The following is a 16,134-nucleotide window of genomic DNA, read 5'->3' on the forward strand; positions in this document are numbered from 1 at the left end:
TGGGAGCGAGCCTGCTCGCGATAGCGGTGGGTCAGTCAAAATCATTATCGAATGACAGTCCGCCATCGCGAGCAAGCTCGCTCCTACAGGGGATTTGCAGCGCCTGGGGGAGCGGGGCAAATCATGGCCAGGTGTTAACGGTTTGAGACAACCGCCACCCGTGACCTATGCTGCAACCCAACGCTTTCGCTTCCGGTCGATTTTATGGCTCGTGGTTTTCTCTACATCCTGCTGCTGATCGCCCTGCCCGCCGCGGCGCAGATCTACAAGTACACCGACGACGACGGCAATACCGCCTACAGCAACCAGCCACCCGATGGCGTGACCGCCCGGCCGGTCGACCTGCCGCCGCTCAACAGCGTCGAACCCCAGCCACAGGGCAATCCTGCACCAACGGCCAGGGCCGGCAACCCTGAACAGCCCCATGGTGCCTACGAGCTCCTTGAGCTCACCGGCCTGCCCACCACCGAAGCCCTGCGCGCCAACAATGGCACCTTCACCGTCAACGTACTGATCAAGCCGCGCCTGCAAGGTCCGCATCTGTTCAGGCTGCTATTGGACGACCAACCCTACGGTCAGCCGGGGAATGTGCCGACCCTGCAACTGGTCAACATCGATCGCGGCCTGCACAGCCTCGCCGTGCAAGTGATCGACGGGGAAACAGTCATACAGCAAAGCCCCACCGTGACCTTCACTGTGCAACGGGTACACAAGCCTTGAAGGCCTGGCTGCTGATCGCCTGCCTGTTCGCGCTGCCCGCCTCGGCAGAGGTGTTCACCTACGTCGACGCCCAGGGCAATCGAGTGTTCACCGACCAGCCAAAAACCGGTAACGCCAAACATGTACCGCTGGCGACCGGCAATCGAATGTCCGCTCCGAACACTGCGCCTGCCATCGCAAGTAGCCAGAAGCCGGAGAAGAAACCGCCGTTTCGCTATGACCTGCTGCGTATCCTGGTGCCGGAACCGGACGCCACCGTGCGCAGCACCGCCGGGGAAATCATTGTCAGCGTGACCAGCGAACCGGGTCTGCAACGAGGCCATCGTTATCGCTTGCTGCTTGATGGCCAACCCACTGCCGAACCAGGCCTGAGCCCGGTGTTCCCGCTGACCAACGTCGACCGCGGCACCCATCAACTGTCCGTGGAAATCCTCGACGAACAAGGCCGGACCGTCGAGCGCACCGCCAATCAGCCGATGCACATGCTGCGCATGTCACTGGCGCAAAAACGCAAGGTCAGACCCTGCACCCTCGAAGACTTCGGCCAGCGCCCGGAATGCCCGCTCGCCGACAAACCTGTTGAAGAAAAAAATCCGTTTTTGCGCTTCTTCTAACCCTGTTCAGGTTTGCGCACTATATTGGTGCGAATAGTTGCATCGTTTTCTCGCTGCAACCCATTTTGGTTCGAAACGACCCGCCAAAGCCGGCAGAGCGCCACGCAATCGAGCGTCAAACGCCTGTTTCAGGGGCCGCGCGCTTCTTTTCGGAGCCTTGGTTTGGTTCTTGCAGTTTCCTCGCATCGGCTTTTTATTCATGCGCCAAAAGAGGTCCTGAATGACCATCAGCGACGCACTACACCGTTTGCTGCTCGATAACCTCACCACGGCGACGATCCTGCTCGACGCCGAGTTGCGCCTCGAGTACATGAACCCGGCGGCGGAAATGCTCCTGGCCATCAGCGGCCAGCGCAGCCATGGCCAATTCATCAGTGAGCTGTTCACCGAATCCACCGAAGCCCTGAATTCGTTGCGCCAGGCGGTCCAGCAGGCCCACCCGTTCACCAAGCGCGAAGCCATGCTCACAGCACTCACCGGCCAGACCCTGACGGTCGATTACGCGGTTACGCCGATCCTCAGTGGCGGCGACACGATGTTGCTGCTTGAGGTCCACCCCCGCGACCGCTTGCTGCGGATCACCAAGGAAGAGGCGCAGCTGTCGAAGCAGGAAACCAGCAAGATGCTGGTGCGCGGCCTGGCCCATGAAATCAAGAACCCACTGGGCGGGATTCGCGGCGCGGCACAGCTGCTGGCCCGCGAACTGCCGGAAGAAAGCCTGCGCGACTACACCAACGTGATCATTGAAGAAGCCGACCGCCTGCGCAATCTGGTCGATCGCATGCTCGGCTCCAACAAGCTGCCGTCGCTGGCGATGTGCAACGTCCACGAAGTGCTGGAGCGCGTCTGTCAGCTGGTCGAGGCGGAAAGCCAGGGCTGCATCACTTTGGTGCGCGACTACGACCCGAGCATTCCCGACGTTTTGATCGATCGCGAGCAGATGATCCAGGCCGTGCTGAACATCGTGCGCAACGCGATGCAGGCCATCAGCAGCCAGAACGAACTGCGCCTGGGCCGCATCACCCTGCGTACCCGCACCATGCGCCAATTCACCATCGGCCACGTACGCCATCGCCTGGTGACCAAGATCGAAATCATCGACAACGGCCCGGGCATTCCTGCGGAACTTCAGGAAACCATCTTCTTTCCCATGGTCAGCGGTCGTCCGGACGGTACCGGGCTGGGCCTGGCCATTACCCAGAACATCATCAGCCAGCACCAGGGCCTGATCGAGTGTGACAGCCACCCAGGCCACACCACTTTCTCGATCTTTCTGCCACTGGAACAAGGAGCCACATCGACATGAGCCGTAGTGAAACCGTGTGGATCGTCGATGACGACCGTTCTATCCGTTGGGTTCTGGAAAAGGCCCTGCAACAGGAAGGCATGACCACGCAAAGCTTCGACAGCGCCGATGGCGTGATGAGCCGCCTGGCACGCCAGCAACCGGACGTGATCATCTCTGACATTCGCATGCCTGGTGCCAGCGGCCTGGACCTTCTGGCACGGATTCGCGAACAGCACCCACGGCTGCCAGTGATCATCATGACCGCTCATTCCGATCTGGACAGCGCTGTCGCGTCCTATCAGGGCGGCGCGTTCGAATACCTGCCCAAGCCGTTCGATGTCGATGAAGCGGTGTCGCTGGTCAAGCGCGCCAACCAGCACGCCCAGGAACAGCAAGGCCTGGAAGTCGCTCCAGCGCTGACCCGCACTCCGGAAATCATCGGCGAAGCGCCGGCGATGCAGGAAGTGTTTCGCGCCATCGGCCGCTTGAGCCACTCCAACATCACCGTGCTGATCAACGGTGAGTCGGGGACTGGCAAGGAATTGGTGGCCCACGCCCTGCACCGCCACAGCCCGCGTGCGGCTTCGCCGTTCATCGCCCTGAACATGGCCGCGATTCCGAAGGATCTGATGGAGTCCGAGCTGTTCGGTCACGAAAAAGGGGCCTTCACCGGCGCCGCCAACCTGCGTCGCGGGCGCTTCGAGCAGGCCGATGGCGGCACGCTGTTCCTCGACGAAATCGGCGACATGCCGGCCGATACCCAGACCCGTCTGCTGCGGGTGCTGGCCGATGGTGAGTTCTACCGCGTGGGCGGGCATGTGCCGGTGAAGGTCGATGTGCGGATCATCGCCGCGACCCACCAGAATCTGGAAACCCTGGTGCACGCCGGGAAATTCCGTGAGGACTTGTTCCACCGCCTGAACGTGATCCGCATCCACATTCCGCGCCTGTCGGATCGCCGTGAAGACATCCCGACCCTGGCCAAGCATTTCCTCGGCCGCGCCGCGCAGGAGCTGGCGGTTGAGCCGAAGCTGCTGAAAAACGAGACCGAGGAATACCTGAAAAACCTGCCCTGGCCGGGCAACGTTCGCCAGCTGGAAAACACCTGCCGCTGGATCACGGTGATGGCTTCGGGTCGTGAAGTGCACATCGGCGATCTGCCACCGGAGCTGCTGAGCCTGCCACAGGATTCGGCGCCGGTGACCAACTGGGAGCAGGCACTGCGCCAGTGGGCCGACCAGGCACTGGCTCGCGGCCAGTCGAGCCTGCTGGACAGCGCCGTACCTGCCTTCGAGCGGATCATGATCGAGACCGCCCTCAAGCACACAGCGGGTCGCCGTCGGGATGCCGCGGTCCTGCTGGGCTGGGGGCGCAATACCCTGACTCGCAAGATCAAAGAGCTGGGGATGAAGGTCGATGGTGGAGATGAGGATGAAGGGGACGAGGGTTAAACAGCCTTAAAGTCATCGTCGTTCTTTAGATCCATTCGCGGGCAAGCCTTGCTCCCACAGGTCATGCGCCAATTTTGAAATGGAGCATGACCTGTGGGAGCAAGGCTTGCCCGCGATGCTTTTGAGGGCTCCCTGCACCGCCGCAATGCACCGTGAACCGCAATCGCGCACGGCAGCTGATCCGAAATCCCGCCTGAGTTCGCAATCGAACCCCGATCGAAAAAACACGAAAGCCCCGGATTACGGGGCTTTCAGCGCTTCTAGGCGACGTTCTGTTTCAACTTGTTAAAACCTGGCACGCCCCCTGCAATAGTCTCATCAGTGAATCAGTTCACTTCCCGGTTTCGGGGACCTTGGTACAGGCAGGCCGGGGATTCCCCTCTTTTACATCGGGCTCACACCGCTCATGCGACGAGCCCTGCCGTTTTGGGGTCCTTGGTACAGGCAGGCCGGGGATTCCCTCTTTACACCGGGTTCACGACACCGTGCGCGAACCCACCCTTTTGGGGTCCTTGGTACAGGCAGGCCGGGGATTCCCTCTTTACACCGGGCTCACGACACCGTGCGCGAACCCATCCTTTTGGGGACCTTGGTACAGGCAGGCCGGGGATTCCCTCTTTTATTGCTCCCGGAGATGGATCTCCAGCCGCCAGCGGTCATCGACCTCGCTACCGGCCCAGTCGCCCTGCAGCGGTCGGGCCGCTACCACCGTCAGCACCAAGCCCCCATCACTCAAACGCACCCGCCAGTTCACGCTTTTGTCGTTGAGCTTGAGCTGCCCCTGCTGCGCCTTGCCTTGGGCCTCGAACAACAGCGCGACGCTGCCATCGACGATCTCGCCATGGGTCTTGGGTTCGTTGTTGAACCACACCACCAATCCGCCGTCCGTCACTTCGACCTGCTGCAACTCGGTGGGATCGGGGGTGGTCAGGCGACCGATCATCATTCCCACCATCACCCCGACAATCGCCAGCGAAGCCATCACCCGCGGGAATAGTTTCGAACGTTCATCGGGTTGCGGCGTAGAATGCCGCACATCTTTACCTTCGGAGCCGTGCATGTTTCACGTCATCCTTTTCCAACCGGAAATTCCGCCGAATACCGGCAACGTTATCAGGCTGTGCGCCAACAGTGGCTGCCACCTGCATTTGATCGAACCGCTGGGCTTCGAAATGGACGACAAGCGCCTGCGCCGGGCCGGCCTCGACTACCACGAGTATGCCACCCTGCAACGCCACGCGGACCTGGCCAGCTGCCTGGAAAGCCTGGGCAACCCGCGGCTGTTCGCCTTCACCACCAAGGGCTCGCGGCCGTTCCACGACGTCAGTTTCGCACCGGGCGATGCATTCCTGTTCGGCCCGGAAAGCCGTGGCCTGCCCGCCGAAGTGCTCGATGCCCTACCCGGCGAACAACGCCTGCGCCTGCCGATGCGTGAAGGCTGCCGCAGCCTGAACCTGTCCAATACCGTGGCGGTGGCCGTTTACGAAGCCTGGCGGCAGAACGACTTCAAATAACACCGCCGCCTATGTAGGAGCTGCCGAAGGCTGCGATCTTTTGATTTTGATTTTTAAAAGCAAGATCAAAAGATCGCAGCCTTCGGCAGCTCCTAATCGAAGGTTTCGTTTGCCCCATGAAAAAAGCGCCATCAAAGGCGCTTTTTTCATGGGACAAACGAAGCTTTTTACTGAACGGTCGGAGTCTCGCCGGCCGCCTGCATGCGCTGCAGCTCTTGGGCGTACAGCGCATCGAAGTTCACCGGAGCCAGCATCAGTGCCGGGAACGAACCACGGGTCACCAGGCTGTCCAGCGCTTCGCGAGCGTACGGGAACAGGATGTTCGGGCAGAACGCGCCCAGGGTGTGGCTCATGGAAGCTGCGTCCAGGTTCTTGATCAGGAAGATACCGGCCTGTTGCACTTCGGCGATGAACGCCACTTCTTCACCGTTCTTCACGGTGACCGACAGGGTCAGCACGACTTCGTGGAAATCGTTTTCCAGTGCCTTCTGGCGGGTGTTCAGATCCAGACCGACGCTCGGCTCCCACTGCTGGCGGAAGATCGCCGGGCTTTTCGGGGCTTCGAAGGACAGGTCACGTACGTAGATGCGCTGCAAGGAGAATTGCGGTGCGGTTTCTTCTTCGCTAGCTGCAGTGTTCTGTTGGTCAGTCATCTCAGATCCTTTCTGATCTTGGGTCTTTTATTGGGTACGGAATTCAGGCCTTGAGCATCGCATCGAGCTTGCCGGCACGTTCCAGGGCGAACAAATCATCACAACCACCTACGTGGGTGCTGCCGATCCAGATCTGCGGCACGGACGTGCGTCCGGCTTTCTGAGCCATGGCGGCGCGCACCTGAGGCTTGCCATCGACCTTGATCTCTTCGAAGGCCACGCCTTTGTTCTCGAGCAGGAACTTGGCTCGCGAGCAGTAAGGGCAGTAATCGCTGGAATAGACGACGACGTTGTTCATATCACTTCACCAGCGGCAGGTTGTCGGCTTTCCAGCTGGAAACGCCACCGGACAGCTTGGCGGCGGTGAAACCGGCCTTCACCAGCTCGCGTGCATGGGTACCGGCGGTCTGGCCCAGGGCGTCGACCAGGATGATGGTCTTGGCCTTGTGCTTTTCCAGCTCGCCGATGCGTGCAGCCAGTTTGTCCTGAGGAATGTTCACGGCGCCGACAATGTGACCGGCGGCGTAGTCCTTGCTCGGGCGGATGTCTACCACCAGACCGGCGTCCTTGTTGACCAATGCGGTCAGTTCACCGGTGCTCAGGCTGCGGCCGCCGCCTTGCATCTGGTAAGCAATCAGCAAAGCCAGCAGTACGACGAAGATACCGACAAGAATGTAGTGGTTGGTGGCGAATTCAATCAGGTGAGCAACCATCGAAGGAGGTTCCAGGGCATTAAAATGTCGGCCAGTATACACAGCCCCCAAGGTGGGCCAAACCCCGTCCGGCGGTGACGTGGCCGGAACTTCGCTTTAAACTGCCACTCCCATTTTTCCATCGCCCCTTTTTAATTCAGCCACGAGTGGATTCCATGACTACCACGCCTAAACCTTTGGTCCTGATGATTCTCGACGGCTTCGGTCACAGTGACAGCCCTGAATCCAACGCAGTGTTCGCGGCGAAGAAGCCCGTACTCGACCGTCTGTGGGCCACCGTCCCGAACGGCCTGATCTCGGGCAGCGGCATGGACGTCGGCTTGCCGGACGGCCAGATGGGCAACTCCGAAGTCGGTCACATGAACCTCGGCGCCGGCCGCGTGGTGTACCAGGACTTCACTCGCGTGACCAAATCGATCCGCGATGGCGAATTCTTCGAGAACCCGACCATCTGCGCCGCGGTGGATAAAGCCGTTGCCGCCGGTAAAGCGGTGCACTTCATGGGCCTGCTGTCCGATGGCGGCGTGCACAGCCACCAGGATCACCTGATCGCCATGGCCGAACTGGCCGCCAAGCGCGGCGCGCAGAACATCTACCTGCACGCCTTCCTCGACGGCCGCGATACGCCGCCGAAAAGCGCGCAATCGTCGATCGAACTGCTCGACGCCACCTTCCAGGCCTTGGGCAAGGGCCGCATCGCCAGCCTGATCGGTCGTTACTTCGCGATGGACCGTGACAATCGTTGGGACCGCGTGGCCCAGGCTTACAACCTGATCGTCGACGGCAAGGGCGAATTCAATGCCGCCACGGCCCAGGAAGGCCTGCAGGCCGCCTACGAGCGCGGCGAAAGCGACGAATTCGTCAAAGCCACTTCCATCGGCGAGCCGGTGAAAGTCGAAGACGGCGACGCCGTGGTGTTCATGAACTTCCGCGCCGACCGTGCCCGCGAGCTGTCCCGCGTGTTCGTCGAGGACGATTTCAAGGAATTCGAACGCAGCCGCCAGCCAAAACTGGCCGGCTTCGTGATGCTGACCCAATACGCCGCCAGCATCCCGGCTCCCGCGGCTTTCGCCCCTGGCAGCCTGGAAAACGTCCTGGGCGACTACCTGGCGAAAAACGGCAAGACCCAGCTGCGCATCGCCGAAACCGAGAAGTACGCCCACGTGACCTTCTTCTTTTCCGGTGGTCGTGAAGAACCGTTCCCGGGCGAAGAGCGCATCCTGATCCCGTCGCCGAAAGTCGCCACCTATGACTTGCAGCCGGAAATGAGCGCGCCGGAAGTTACCGATCGCATTGTCGACGCCATCGAAAACCTGCGCTACGACGTGATCGTGGTCAACTACGCCAACGGCGACATGGTTGGCCACAGTGGCGTGTTCGAAGCGGCGGTGAAAGCCGTTGAATGCCTGGATCAGTGCGTCGGCCGCATCGTTGATGCCCTGGAGAAAGTCGGCGGCGAAGCCCTGATCACCGCCGACCACGGCAACGTCGAGCAGATGTCCGACGAAACCACCGGCCAGGCCCACACCGCCCACACCACAGAGCCAGTGCCTTTCATCTATGTCGGCAAGCGCAACCTCAAGGTTCGTGAAGGCGGCGTGCTGGCGGACGTGGCGCCGACCATGCTCAAGCTGCTGGGCCTGGAAAAACCGGCGGAAATGACCGGGACTTCGATCCTGGTGTAAACCGGTTCTCCCGAACACTGCAAAACCCTGTGGGAGCGGGCTTGCCCGCGAATAGGGTGTATCAGTCGACCTCAAAGTTGCCTGACACACCGCATTCGCGGGCAAGCCCGCTCCCACAGTGGTTTCTGGGGTTTTCAAACAGGTATTTACCCTGTCGTTTGCTCCAGTTATCACACAGTCCCAATTGGGCGTTTTTTTTGCAGCGTGGGGCGGGCATACTAGGCCGTCCCTTTCCCTGGTGCTGCCCGCCTCTATGCTTCGCGTCCTGATAGCCCTTGCTCTGACATGCCTGCTCCAACCGGCCTTCGCGGACGAGCGCGCGCAAACCCAACAACAGTTGGAAGCCACGCGTCAGGACATTGCCGAGCTGAAGAAGCTGCTGAGCAAGCTGCAGGAAGAAAAATCCGGCGTGCAGAAAGACCTCAAGGGCACCGAAACCGAGATGGGCAAGCTCGAGAAGCAGGTCGAAGCCCTGCAAAAAGAGCTGAAGAAGAGCGAAGCCGAGCTGCAGCGACTCGATGCGGAGAAAAAAAAACTCCAGAGCGCGCGCACTGAACAGCAAAGACTGATCGCCATCCAGGCCCGGGCCGCCTACCAGAACGGTCGCCAGGAGTACCTGAAGCTGCTGCTCAACCAGCAGAATCCGGAAAAATTCGCCCGCACCCTCACCTATTACGACTACCTGAGCCAGGCTCGCCTGGAACAGCTGAAGAATTTCAACGAAACCCTCCGCCAGTTGGCCAATGTCGAACAGGACATCGCCAAACAGCAGGCCCAGCTGCTGGTGCAGCAAGGCAACCTCGACTCCCAGCGCACTGAACTCGACAAGGTCCGTCAGGAGCGCCAGCAAGCCCTGGCCAAGCTCAATGACGACGTGAAGGCTCGCGATCAAAAACTGGCAGCCCGCGAGCAGGATCAGGCAGACCTGTCTAAAGTCCTTAAAACCATTGAAGAAACCCTGGCACGCCAGGCTCGTGAGGCAGAAGAAGCGCGACAAAAAGCGCTGATTGCCCAGCAGGAAGCGGAAAAAAAGCGTTTGCGTGAGGCTCAGGAGCAGGCAGATGCCAGCGATGAAGCCCCACGAAAACCGGTCAGATCAACACCTGGTGCGCTGGTTTCCAGCTCAGGCGAAACTTTTGGCGGTCCGTTTGCGTCTACCCGCGGCAAGCTTCCCTGGCCTGTCGACGGCCGACTGCTGGCGCGCTTCGGTGAAACCCGTGGCGACGATGCACGGACCAAGTGGGACGGCGTGATGATCGGCGCCTCCGCCGGCAGCGCGGTGCATGCGGTACACGGCGGTCGCGTGGTGTTCGCCGACTGGTTGCGTGGCGCCGGGCTGCTGGTGATCCTCGACCACGGCAACGGTTTTTTGAGTCTTTACGGTCACAACCAGACGCTGCTCAAGTCTGCGGGTGATGTGGTTAAAGCCGGTGAGTCCATCTCCACTGTCGGTAACAGTGGCGGACAGGACACGCCAGCACTGTATTTTGCGATTCGTCAGCAGGGTCACCCGAGTGATCCGGCGCAATGGTGTCGCACGCAAGGATAAGCGTGCCGCCTAATTCAGGAGTTCGTTCGACATGCTGCATTTGTCCCGCCTTACCTCGCTGGCCCTGACGATCGCCCTGGTGATCGGCGCGCCGTTGGCGTTCGCTGCTCAACCAGCCCCGGCGGCCGCACCTGCGGGCACTGCGGCGACCACCAAGGCGCCATTGCCGCTGGAAGAGCTGCGCACCTTCGCCGAGGTCATGGACCGTATCAAGGCTGCATACGTCGAACCGGTGGACGACAAGACCCTGCTGGAAAATGCCATCAAGGGCATGCTCAGCAACCTCGACCCGCACTCTGCCTACCTGGGTCCGGAAGACTTTGCCGAATTGCAGGAAAGCACCAGCGGCGAATTCGGCGGCCTGGGCATTGAAGTCGGCGCCGAGGACGGCTTCATCAAGGTGGTGTCGCCGATCGATGACACCCCTGCCTCGAAGGCCGGCATCCAGGCCGGTGACTTCATCGTCAAGATCAACGGCCAGCCTACCCGCGGCCAGAGCATGACCGAAGCCGTGGACAAGATGCGCGGCAAGATCGGCCAGAAAATCACCCTGACCCTGGTACGCGACGGTGGCACGCCGTTCGACGTGACCCTGGCCCGCGCCATCATTCAAGTGAAAAGCGTGAAGAGCCAGTTGCTGGAGTCCGGCTACGGCTACATCCGCATCACCCAGTTCCAGGTCAAGACCGGCGAAGAGGTCTCCAAGGCCCTGGCCAAGCTGCGCAAGGAAAACGGCAAGAAGCTCAAGGGCATCGTGCTCGACCTGCGTAACAACCCGGGCGGTGTGCTGCAGGCAGCGGTGGAAGTGGTCGACCACTTCATCACCAAGGGCCTGATCGTCTACACCAAGGGCCGTATCGCCAACTCCGAACTGCGCTTCTCGGCCACCGGCAAGGACGAAAGCGAGGCCGTGCCAATGGTCGTGCTGATCAACGGCGGCAGCGCATCGGCTTCGGAAATCGTCGCCGGCGCCTTGCAGGACCAGAAACGCGCGGTAGTCATGGGCACCACCAGCTTCGGCAAAGGCTCGGTGCAAACCGTGCTGCCACTGAACAACGATCGTGCGCTGAAGATCACCACCGCGCTGTACTACACGCCGAATGGCCGCTCGATCCAGGCCCAAGGCATCGTCCCGGACATCGAAGTACGCAAGGCCAAGATCACCAGCGAGCAGGACGGCGACTACTTCAAGGAAGCCGACCTGCAAGGTCACCTGGGCAATGGCAACGGCGGCGAAGACAAACCGACAGGTTCCGGCGGCAAGGCCAAGGCCATGCCGCAGGATGACGACTACCAATTGGCCCAGGCCCTTAGCCTGCTTAAAGGGCTGAGCATCACCTCCGGCCGTTGAGGATGGGTTTGCGCTTCATCCTCGTTCTGTTGTGCTGTCTGGCGGGTACGGTTCACGCCACCCCCGCCGGACAGGTACCTCACAAGGCCTACCTGAGCCTGATCATCGACGACCTGGGGCAGAACCTGCCCCGGGATCGCCGTGTGCTGGCCCTGCCCGGCCCGGTCACCGCGGCGATCATACCCGACACGCCCCATGCCACCGAATTTGCCCGCGAAGCCCATCGCGCCGGCAAGATCGTCATCCTGCACATGCCCATGGACCCGGCCACCGGCCCGTTCGCCTGGCACCCTGAACTGCCACTGGAAGAACTCGAAAAGCGCCTCAACGCCGCCTTCAAAATGGTGCCCTACACCGCCGGCATCAATAACCACATGGGCAGCCGAATGACCGCGCAACCCGCGGCCATGGCGTGGCTGATGGCTGAACTGCAACTCCGACACAAGTTTTTCGTAGACAGTCGCACCAGCGCTCAGACGGTCGCGGCGCAGCAGGCGCAGAAGATCGATCTGGCGAGCGTCTCGCGGGATGTGTTTCTCGATGACGAGCGCACTGAAGCGGCGATCTACACCCAGCTGCAGACTGCGATCGACCTCGCGCACAAGCAGGGTTCGGCGGTGATGATCGGCCATCCCTATCCGCAGACCCTGGCGGTGCTGGAACGCGAACTGCCGAAGCTCAAGGCGCAGGGAATCGAGTGGATCGATATCCGGCAGATGATCAGCGTACGCGGCAATCGGGCCACCGCAGCCCATGGCAAAGACGGCATCTACCGATAGGCCCTGGCACACGTCGATAAATACTTACCGCGGGACCCACATCCCGATTCCTGAAAGTAAGCGCTCAACCACCCGTGACCTCCAAATGTCACCTTTGAGCTATCAGGATCGAGTATGCAAACCAGCGAAATAGCAACATCGCCCAATGGGCAAAGGGCACCGATAAAGTTCGGTAATCTGTTGATCAACTTCACCACCGAGTTCCATCGCATCTGGGACAGCAAAGGCTCCGGTTCCAAACCGGGAAGCTTCTGGCGCCCGACCCCTGCTCCCGATACCCTGCCGGGATATTTTCCACTCGGCGATTTCGCCACCCCCGGATTCGACAACATTAACGGCAACACCGTCGTGGCCGTGGTTTGCGAAGGCCCGGCGGAGAATGGAGATACATCAAAAGGCAAAGCGCTCAGCGCCCCTGAGGACTTTGAACGGGTCTGGAAGGATTCGAACTCCCGCGCCGACGCCGACTGCACGATATGGCGCCCGATTCCTCCCACCGGCTATGTGGCGCTGGGAATGGTCTGCTCCAATGGTCGTGACAAACCGCTGCCCAATACCGTGCGTTGCGTCCGGGAAGATCTGGTGGTCGCGTCCAGCGTCAGCAACACGATCTGGAGCGATAATGGCAGTGGCGCCAGGCAGGACTTCAGCGCCTGGGCCATCGACCCGCCGAGTGCCGAAGCGGGTGAGATCTACTTCTCGCCGGGCACCTTCATCGGCATCAACAGCCATGGCAGGCCTGCAGCCAATACCGTCGCCTACTCATTGCGCATGCAGGTAGCGCTGCAAGTCGCCCCGCCACCCGCGCCGCCTGTTCTCTCCGGGCATGAATCGCCCGCCGCCGAAGAAATGCCCACGATCACTCAAACAGCCCGACTTCCCTGGTTCGCAGTCATAGACCCCGACCTGACCCCACTGGAGCAATTCCAGACATCGCCGTTCTACCGCCTGGAAAGATCGGATCGCTATGTGCTCGTCGGGCATGGGCACAATACCGGGACTGTCGGCCAGACCTTCAAATGGACAGCACCACGAGTACAGAGGAGTGAGTCATTGGAACAGTTCACTGATGCCACCACCATCAGGGTCGCGTCCGAGTGGCCGCTCTACGTGTCAAACCCGATGAACCTGCATGTGCTGCTGTCCGCTTCGATCCGTTTCTCGGCGAAACTGAGCAAGGCGTTCACACACACTGAAACCTCGCACATCGGCTGGACAACCTCCGCCGCCGTGGAAGTCATCACCCGCATCGCGAAAAAAACCAGTGTGGCGGTTTATGTGATTGAAAGTCGCTTCAGACTGCTGCGCGAGGACGGTGCTCAAGTGGCCAACGACGTCCTCTACACCGAAATCGACAGCCTGTACCTGACCGAATACCCGCCGGAAACAGACAGCAAAACCGCTACCTCTACGCAGCAGCCAGCCGAATCTGTCGCTACAGATAACGCGCCATGATGTCGTCCACGCCGCCTTCCTTGCGCAGCTGATCCAGGGCAGCCTGAAGCTTGGCAACGACGTCATCCGGCACGTCCTTGTTCAGCGCCAGATAGAGTTCAGCGCTGTTGAAACGCAATACCGTCTTGAGCCCGGTCACGCCGTCCTGCCTTGCCAGGTAACGGCCGGCCGGGTCGCCGGTTGCCCACAGGTCGATCTGGCCGTTGACCAGTTTCTTCGCGTTGTCCTGGTCGCGCAGCACCACTACCGGATTCAACCCCTGCTTGGTCAACGTCTCGGCAATCGCATCGCCCTTGTAGGCGCCGATCCTGTACTTGCGCGCATCGTCCAGGGTTTCGAGGGTGATCTTGCTGTCAGCCTTGGCCAGCATGATCCAGTCGTCCGGGCCGATGGGGCCGACCCATTTGAAGAGCTTTTCGCGGTCCGGCAAGCGGGCCATGACGAACACGCCGTAGCCGGGTTTTTCCAGGGTGAGTTTGTAGATTCGTTCCCAGGGGAAGCGCAGTGTCAGGCTGTAGGTGATGTCAGCGCGCTTGAAGATCTCGCGGACGATGTCAGTGGCGATGCCATTGATGTTTTCATCCTGCGCGAAGTTCTTGCCGTTCTTCGCCATGTTGTATGGCGGGAAGTTTTCCGTCAGCAACACCATGTCGGTATCGGGACGGTCATTGGCCTGAGCGCCGTTGATCAACAACAGAGAAGCGCTGGCAAGGGCAAGAAGAAGGCGTTTAAGCATGTCTGGCTACCGAAATCCATGGCGTACCCAAGAGTGCCTTGAGCCCGCCATGATGTCCACTGGCCTGCATCGGAATGTTTAACGCATCACGATTCCGCGATGGGCCATATACGCCTTGGCTTCCTGAACGGTGTATTCGCCGAAGTGGAAAATACTCGCCGCCAGCACTGCGCTGGCGTGGCCTTCGAGGATACCGTCAGCCAGGTGCTGCAGGTTGCCGACACCTCCGGAAGCGATGACCGGAATGCCCAGCGCATCGCTGATGGCACGGGTGACGCCCAGGTCGAAGCCGTTTTTCATGCCGTCCTGGTCCATGCTGGTCAGCAGGATTTCACCCGCACCCAGGCCTTCCATCTTCTTCGCCCACTCGACAGCGTCGAGGCCGGTCGGCTTGCGCCCGCCGTGGGTGAAGATTTCCCAGCGTGGGGTTTCGCCCGGGCCGGAAACCTTCTTCGCGTCGATCGCGACGACGATGCACTGGGAGCCGAAATGCTGCGCGGCTTCACCGACGAATTCCGGATTGAACACGGCAGCGGTGTTGATCGAAACCTTGTCCGCACCGGCATTGAGCAGATTGCGAATGTCCTGCACGGTACGCACGCCACCGCCGACGGTCAGCGGGATGAACACCTGGCTGGCCATGCGCTCGACGGTATGCAGCGTGGTATCGCGACCGTCGACGCTGGCGGTGATGTCGAGAAAGGTAATCTCGTCGGCACCCTGCTCGTCGTAACGACGGGCGATTTCCACCGGGTCACCGGCGTCGCGGATGTTTTCGAATTTCACACCCTTGACGACCCGGCCGTTGTCCACGTCCAGGCAAGGGATGATGCGTTTGGCCAGCGCCATGGTCAGTCCTCAGCCTTTGTACGAATCGCAGAAAGCTTGCGCTTCGGCGACGTCGAGGGTGCCTTCGTAGATGGCGCGCCCGGTGATTGCGCCGATGATGCCTGGCGCCTTGGCGTCGAGCAGCGTCTTGATGTCACCCAGGTTGTGAATGCCGCCGGAGGCGATCACCGGGATCGAAGTCGCGGCCGCCAGCGCAGCGGTGAAGGGTACGTTGCAGCCCTGCATCATGCCGTCTTTGGCGATGTCGGTGTAAACGATGGCAGACACGCCGTCAGCTTCGAACTGCTTGGCCAGGTCGATCACTTGCACGGTGCTGATTTCAGCCCAGCCGTCAGTGGCAACGAAACCGTCCTTGGCGTCCAGGCCAACGATCACCTTGCCGGGGAACGCGCGGCAGGCTTCAGCAACGAAAGCCGGATCTTTCACAGCCTTGGTGCCGATGATCACGTAGCTCACGCCCGCTTTCACGTAGTGCTCGATGGTTTCCAGGGAGCGGATACCGCCGCCGATCTGGATCGGCAGGTTCGGGTAGCGCCTGGCGATGGCGGTGACCACTTCGCCGTTGACCGGCTGGCCTTCGAACGCGCCGTTCAGGTCGACCAGATGCAGACGGCGGCAACCGCCCTCCACCCACTTGGCAGCCATGCTCACCGGGTCATCGGAGAACACTGTGGAATCTTCCATGCGGCCCTGGCGCAGACGAACACAGGCACCGTCTTTAAGATCGATAGCGGGAATAATCAGCATCTGGCAAACCTTCAGAATTGAATGTTCAGC

At 60.8% G+C, this 16,134-nt stretch carries 17 protein-coding genes; 10 read left to right on the forward strand and 7 right to left on the reverse strand.

Translation table 11 applies throughout. From position 1 onward, the window contains the following. The first annotated feature begins 204 nt into the window (after positions 1–204). The 4 genes from ABTV29_RS29455 to ntrC all read left to right on the forward strand — a co-directional run bounded on the left by ABTV29_RS29455 (position 205) and on the right by ntrC (position 4,073). Complete coding sequence (locus ABTV29_RS29455; RefSeq protein ID WP_433768017.1) at positions 205–720, forward strand: DUF4124 domain-containing protein; 516 nt, start codon at positions 205–207, stop codon at positions 718–720. Then, positions 717–1,334 (forward strand): DUF4124 domain-containing protein, encoded by a 618-nt coding sequence (locus ABTV29_RS29460; RefSeq protein ID WP_433768018.1) that lies wholly within the window; start codon positions 717–719, stop codon positions 1,332–1,334. Before ABTV29_RS29455 ends, ABTV29_RS29460 begins: the two co-directional genes overlap by 4 nt. 220 nt (positions 1,335–1,554) lie before the next feature. Further along, complete coding sequence (gene glnL / locus ABTV29_RS29465; RefSeq protein WP_433768019.1) at positions 1,555–2,640, forward strand: nitrogen regulation protein NR(II); 1,086 nt, start codon at positions 1,555–1,557, stop codon at positions 2,638–2,640. Next, on the forward strand, positions 2,637–4,073 hold the full coding sequence (ntrC, locus tag ABTV29_RS29470; protein WP_433768020.1) for a nitrogen regulation protein NR(I): 1,437 nt from the start codon (positions 2,637–2,639) through the stop codon (positions 4,071–4,073). The genes glnL and ntrC overlap by 4 nt, the downstream gene beginning before the upstream one ends. Positions 4,074–4,692: 619 nt before the next feature. Here the strand turns inward: ntrC and ABTV29_RS29475 are convergent. Next, positions 4,693–5,133 (reverse strand): hypothetical protein, encoded by a 441-nt coding sequence (locus ABTV29_RS29475; RefSeq protein ID WP_433768021.1) that lies wholly within the window; start codon positions 5,131–5,133, stop codon positions 4,693–4,695. Between ABTV29_RS29475 and trmL the strand changes: the two genes are divergently transcribed. Continuing rightward, a complete protein-coding gene (gene trmL, locus ABTV29_RS29480) occupies positions 5,132–5,587 on the forward strand; it encodes a tRNA (uridine(34)/cytosine(34)/5-carboxymethylaminomethyluridine(34)-2'-O)-methyltransferase TrmL (protein WP_433768022.1) in 456 nt (151 codons plus the stop codon). The genes ABTV29_RS29475 and trmL overlap by 2 nt on opposite strands. Positions 5,588–5,754: 167 nt before the next feature. On the opposite strand, the gene secB is transcribed toward trmL, so the two are convergent. The 3 genes from secB to ABTV29_RS29495 are packed head-to-tail and all read right to left on the reverse strand — an operon-like array spanning position 5,755 to position 6,953. Beyond that, on the reverse strand, positions 5,755–6,240 hold the full coding sequence (gene secB, locus ABTV29_RS29485; RefSeq protein WP_433768023.1) for a protein-export chaperone SecB: 486 nt from the start codon (positions 6,238–6,240) through the stop codon (positions 5,755–5,757). 43 nt (positions 6,241–6,283) lie between these two features. Continuing rightward, entirely contained in the window at positions 6,284–6,538 is a 255-nt protein-coding gene (gene grxC / locus ABTV29_RS29490) for a glutaredoxin 3 (RefSeq protein WP_433768024.1), read from the reverse strand. Between the two features lies 1 nt (position 6,539). Then, on the reverse strand, positions 6,540–6,953 hold the full coding sequence (locus ABTV29_RS29495) for a rhodanese-like domain-containing protein (RefSeq protein WP_433768025.1): 414 nt from the start codon (positions 6,951–6,953) through the stop codon (positions 6,540–6,542). A 155-nt stretch (positions 6,954–7,108) separates the two neighbouring features. Here ABTV29_RS29495 and gpmI point away from each other — a divergent pair, with 155 nt between their 5' ends. The 5 genes from gpmI (at position 7,109) to ABTV29_RS29520 (ending at position 13,772) form a co-directional block, all read left to right on the forward strand. Continuing rightward, positions 7,109–8,638 carry a 2,3-bisphosphoglycerate-independent phosphoglycerate mutase gene (gene gpmI / locus ABTV29_RS29500; protein WP_433768026.1) on the forward strand — a complete coding sequence of 510 codons (1,530 nt, stop codon included), beginning with the start codon at positions 7,109–7,111 and terminating at the stop codon, positions 8,636–8,638. Between the two features lie 253 nt (positions 8,639–8,891). After that, positions 8,892–10,187 carry a murein hydrolase activator EnvC family protein gene (locus ABTV29_RS29505; protein ID WP_433768027.1) on the forward strand — a complete coding sequence of 432 codons (1,296 nt, stop codon included), beginning with the start codon at positions 8,892–8,894 and terminating at the stop codon, positions 10,185–10,187. Between the two features lie 31 nt (positions 10,188–10,218). Continuing rightward, positions 10,219–11,538, forward strand: coding sequence for a S41 family peptidase (locus tag ABTV29_RS29510; RefSeq protein WP_433768028.1), 1,320 nt, complete (start codon positions 10,219–10,221; stop codon positions 11,536–11,538). A 2-nt stretch (positions 11,539–11,540) separates the two neighbouring features. Continuing rightward, positions 11,541–12,317, forward strand: a complete 777-nt coding sequence (locus ABTV29_RS29515) for a divergent polysaccharide deacetylase family protein (RefSeq protein ID WP_433768029.1) — start codon at positions 11,541–11,543, stop codon at positions 12,315–12,317. 114 nt (positions 12,318–12,431) lie between these two features. Then, positions 12,432–13,772, forward strand: a complete 1,341-nt coding sequence (locus tag ABTV29_RS29520) for a Vps62-related protein (protein WP_433768030.1) — start codon at positions 12,432–12,434, stop codon at positions 13,770–13,772. On the opposite strand, the gene ABTV29_RS29525 is transcribed toward ABTV29_RS29520, so the two are convergent. From ABTV29_RS29525 to hisA, 3 genes are all read right to left on the reverse strand, one after another. After that, positions 13,753–14,508, reverse strand: coding sequence for a substrate-binding periplasmic protein (locus tag ABTV29_RS29525; RefSeq protein ID WP_433768031.1), 756 nt, complete (start codon positions 14,506–14,508; stop codon positions 13,753–13,755). The genes ABTV29_RS29520 and ABTV29_RS29525 overlap by 20 nt on opposite strands. 78 nt (positions 14,509–14,586) lie before the next feature. Further along, positions 14,587–15,357 (reverse strand): imidazole glycerol phosphate synthase subunit HisF, encoded by a 771-nt coding sequence (gene hisF / locus ABTV29_RS29530; protein ID WP_007897430.1) that lies wholly within the window; start codon positions 15,355–15,357, stop codon positions 14,587–14,589. 9 nt (positions 15,358–15,366) lie between these two features. Next, complete coding sequence (gene hisA, locus ABTV29_RS29535; protein ID WP_433768032.1) at positions 15,367–16,104, reverse strand: 1-(5-phosphoribosyl)-5-[(5-phosphoribosylamino)methylideneamino]imidazole-4-carboxamide isomerase; 738 nt, start codon at positions 16,102–16,104, stop codon at positions 15,367–15,369. Positions 16,105–16,134: the final 30 nt, after the last annotated feature.

Source organism: Pseudomonas putida (genome assembly GCF_050989985.1).
GTDB classification, from domain to species: domain Bacteria; phylum Pseudomonadota; class Gammaproteobacteria; order Pseudomonadales; family Pseudomonadaceae; genus Aquipseudomonas; species Aquipseudomonas putida_AI.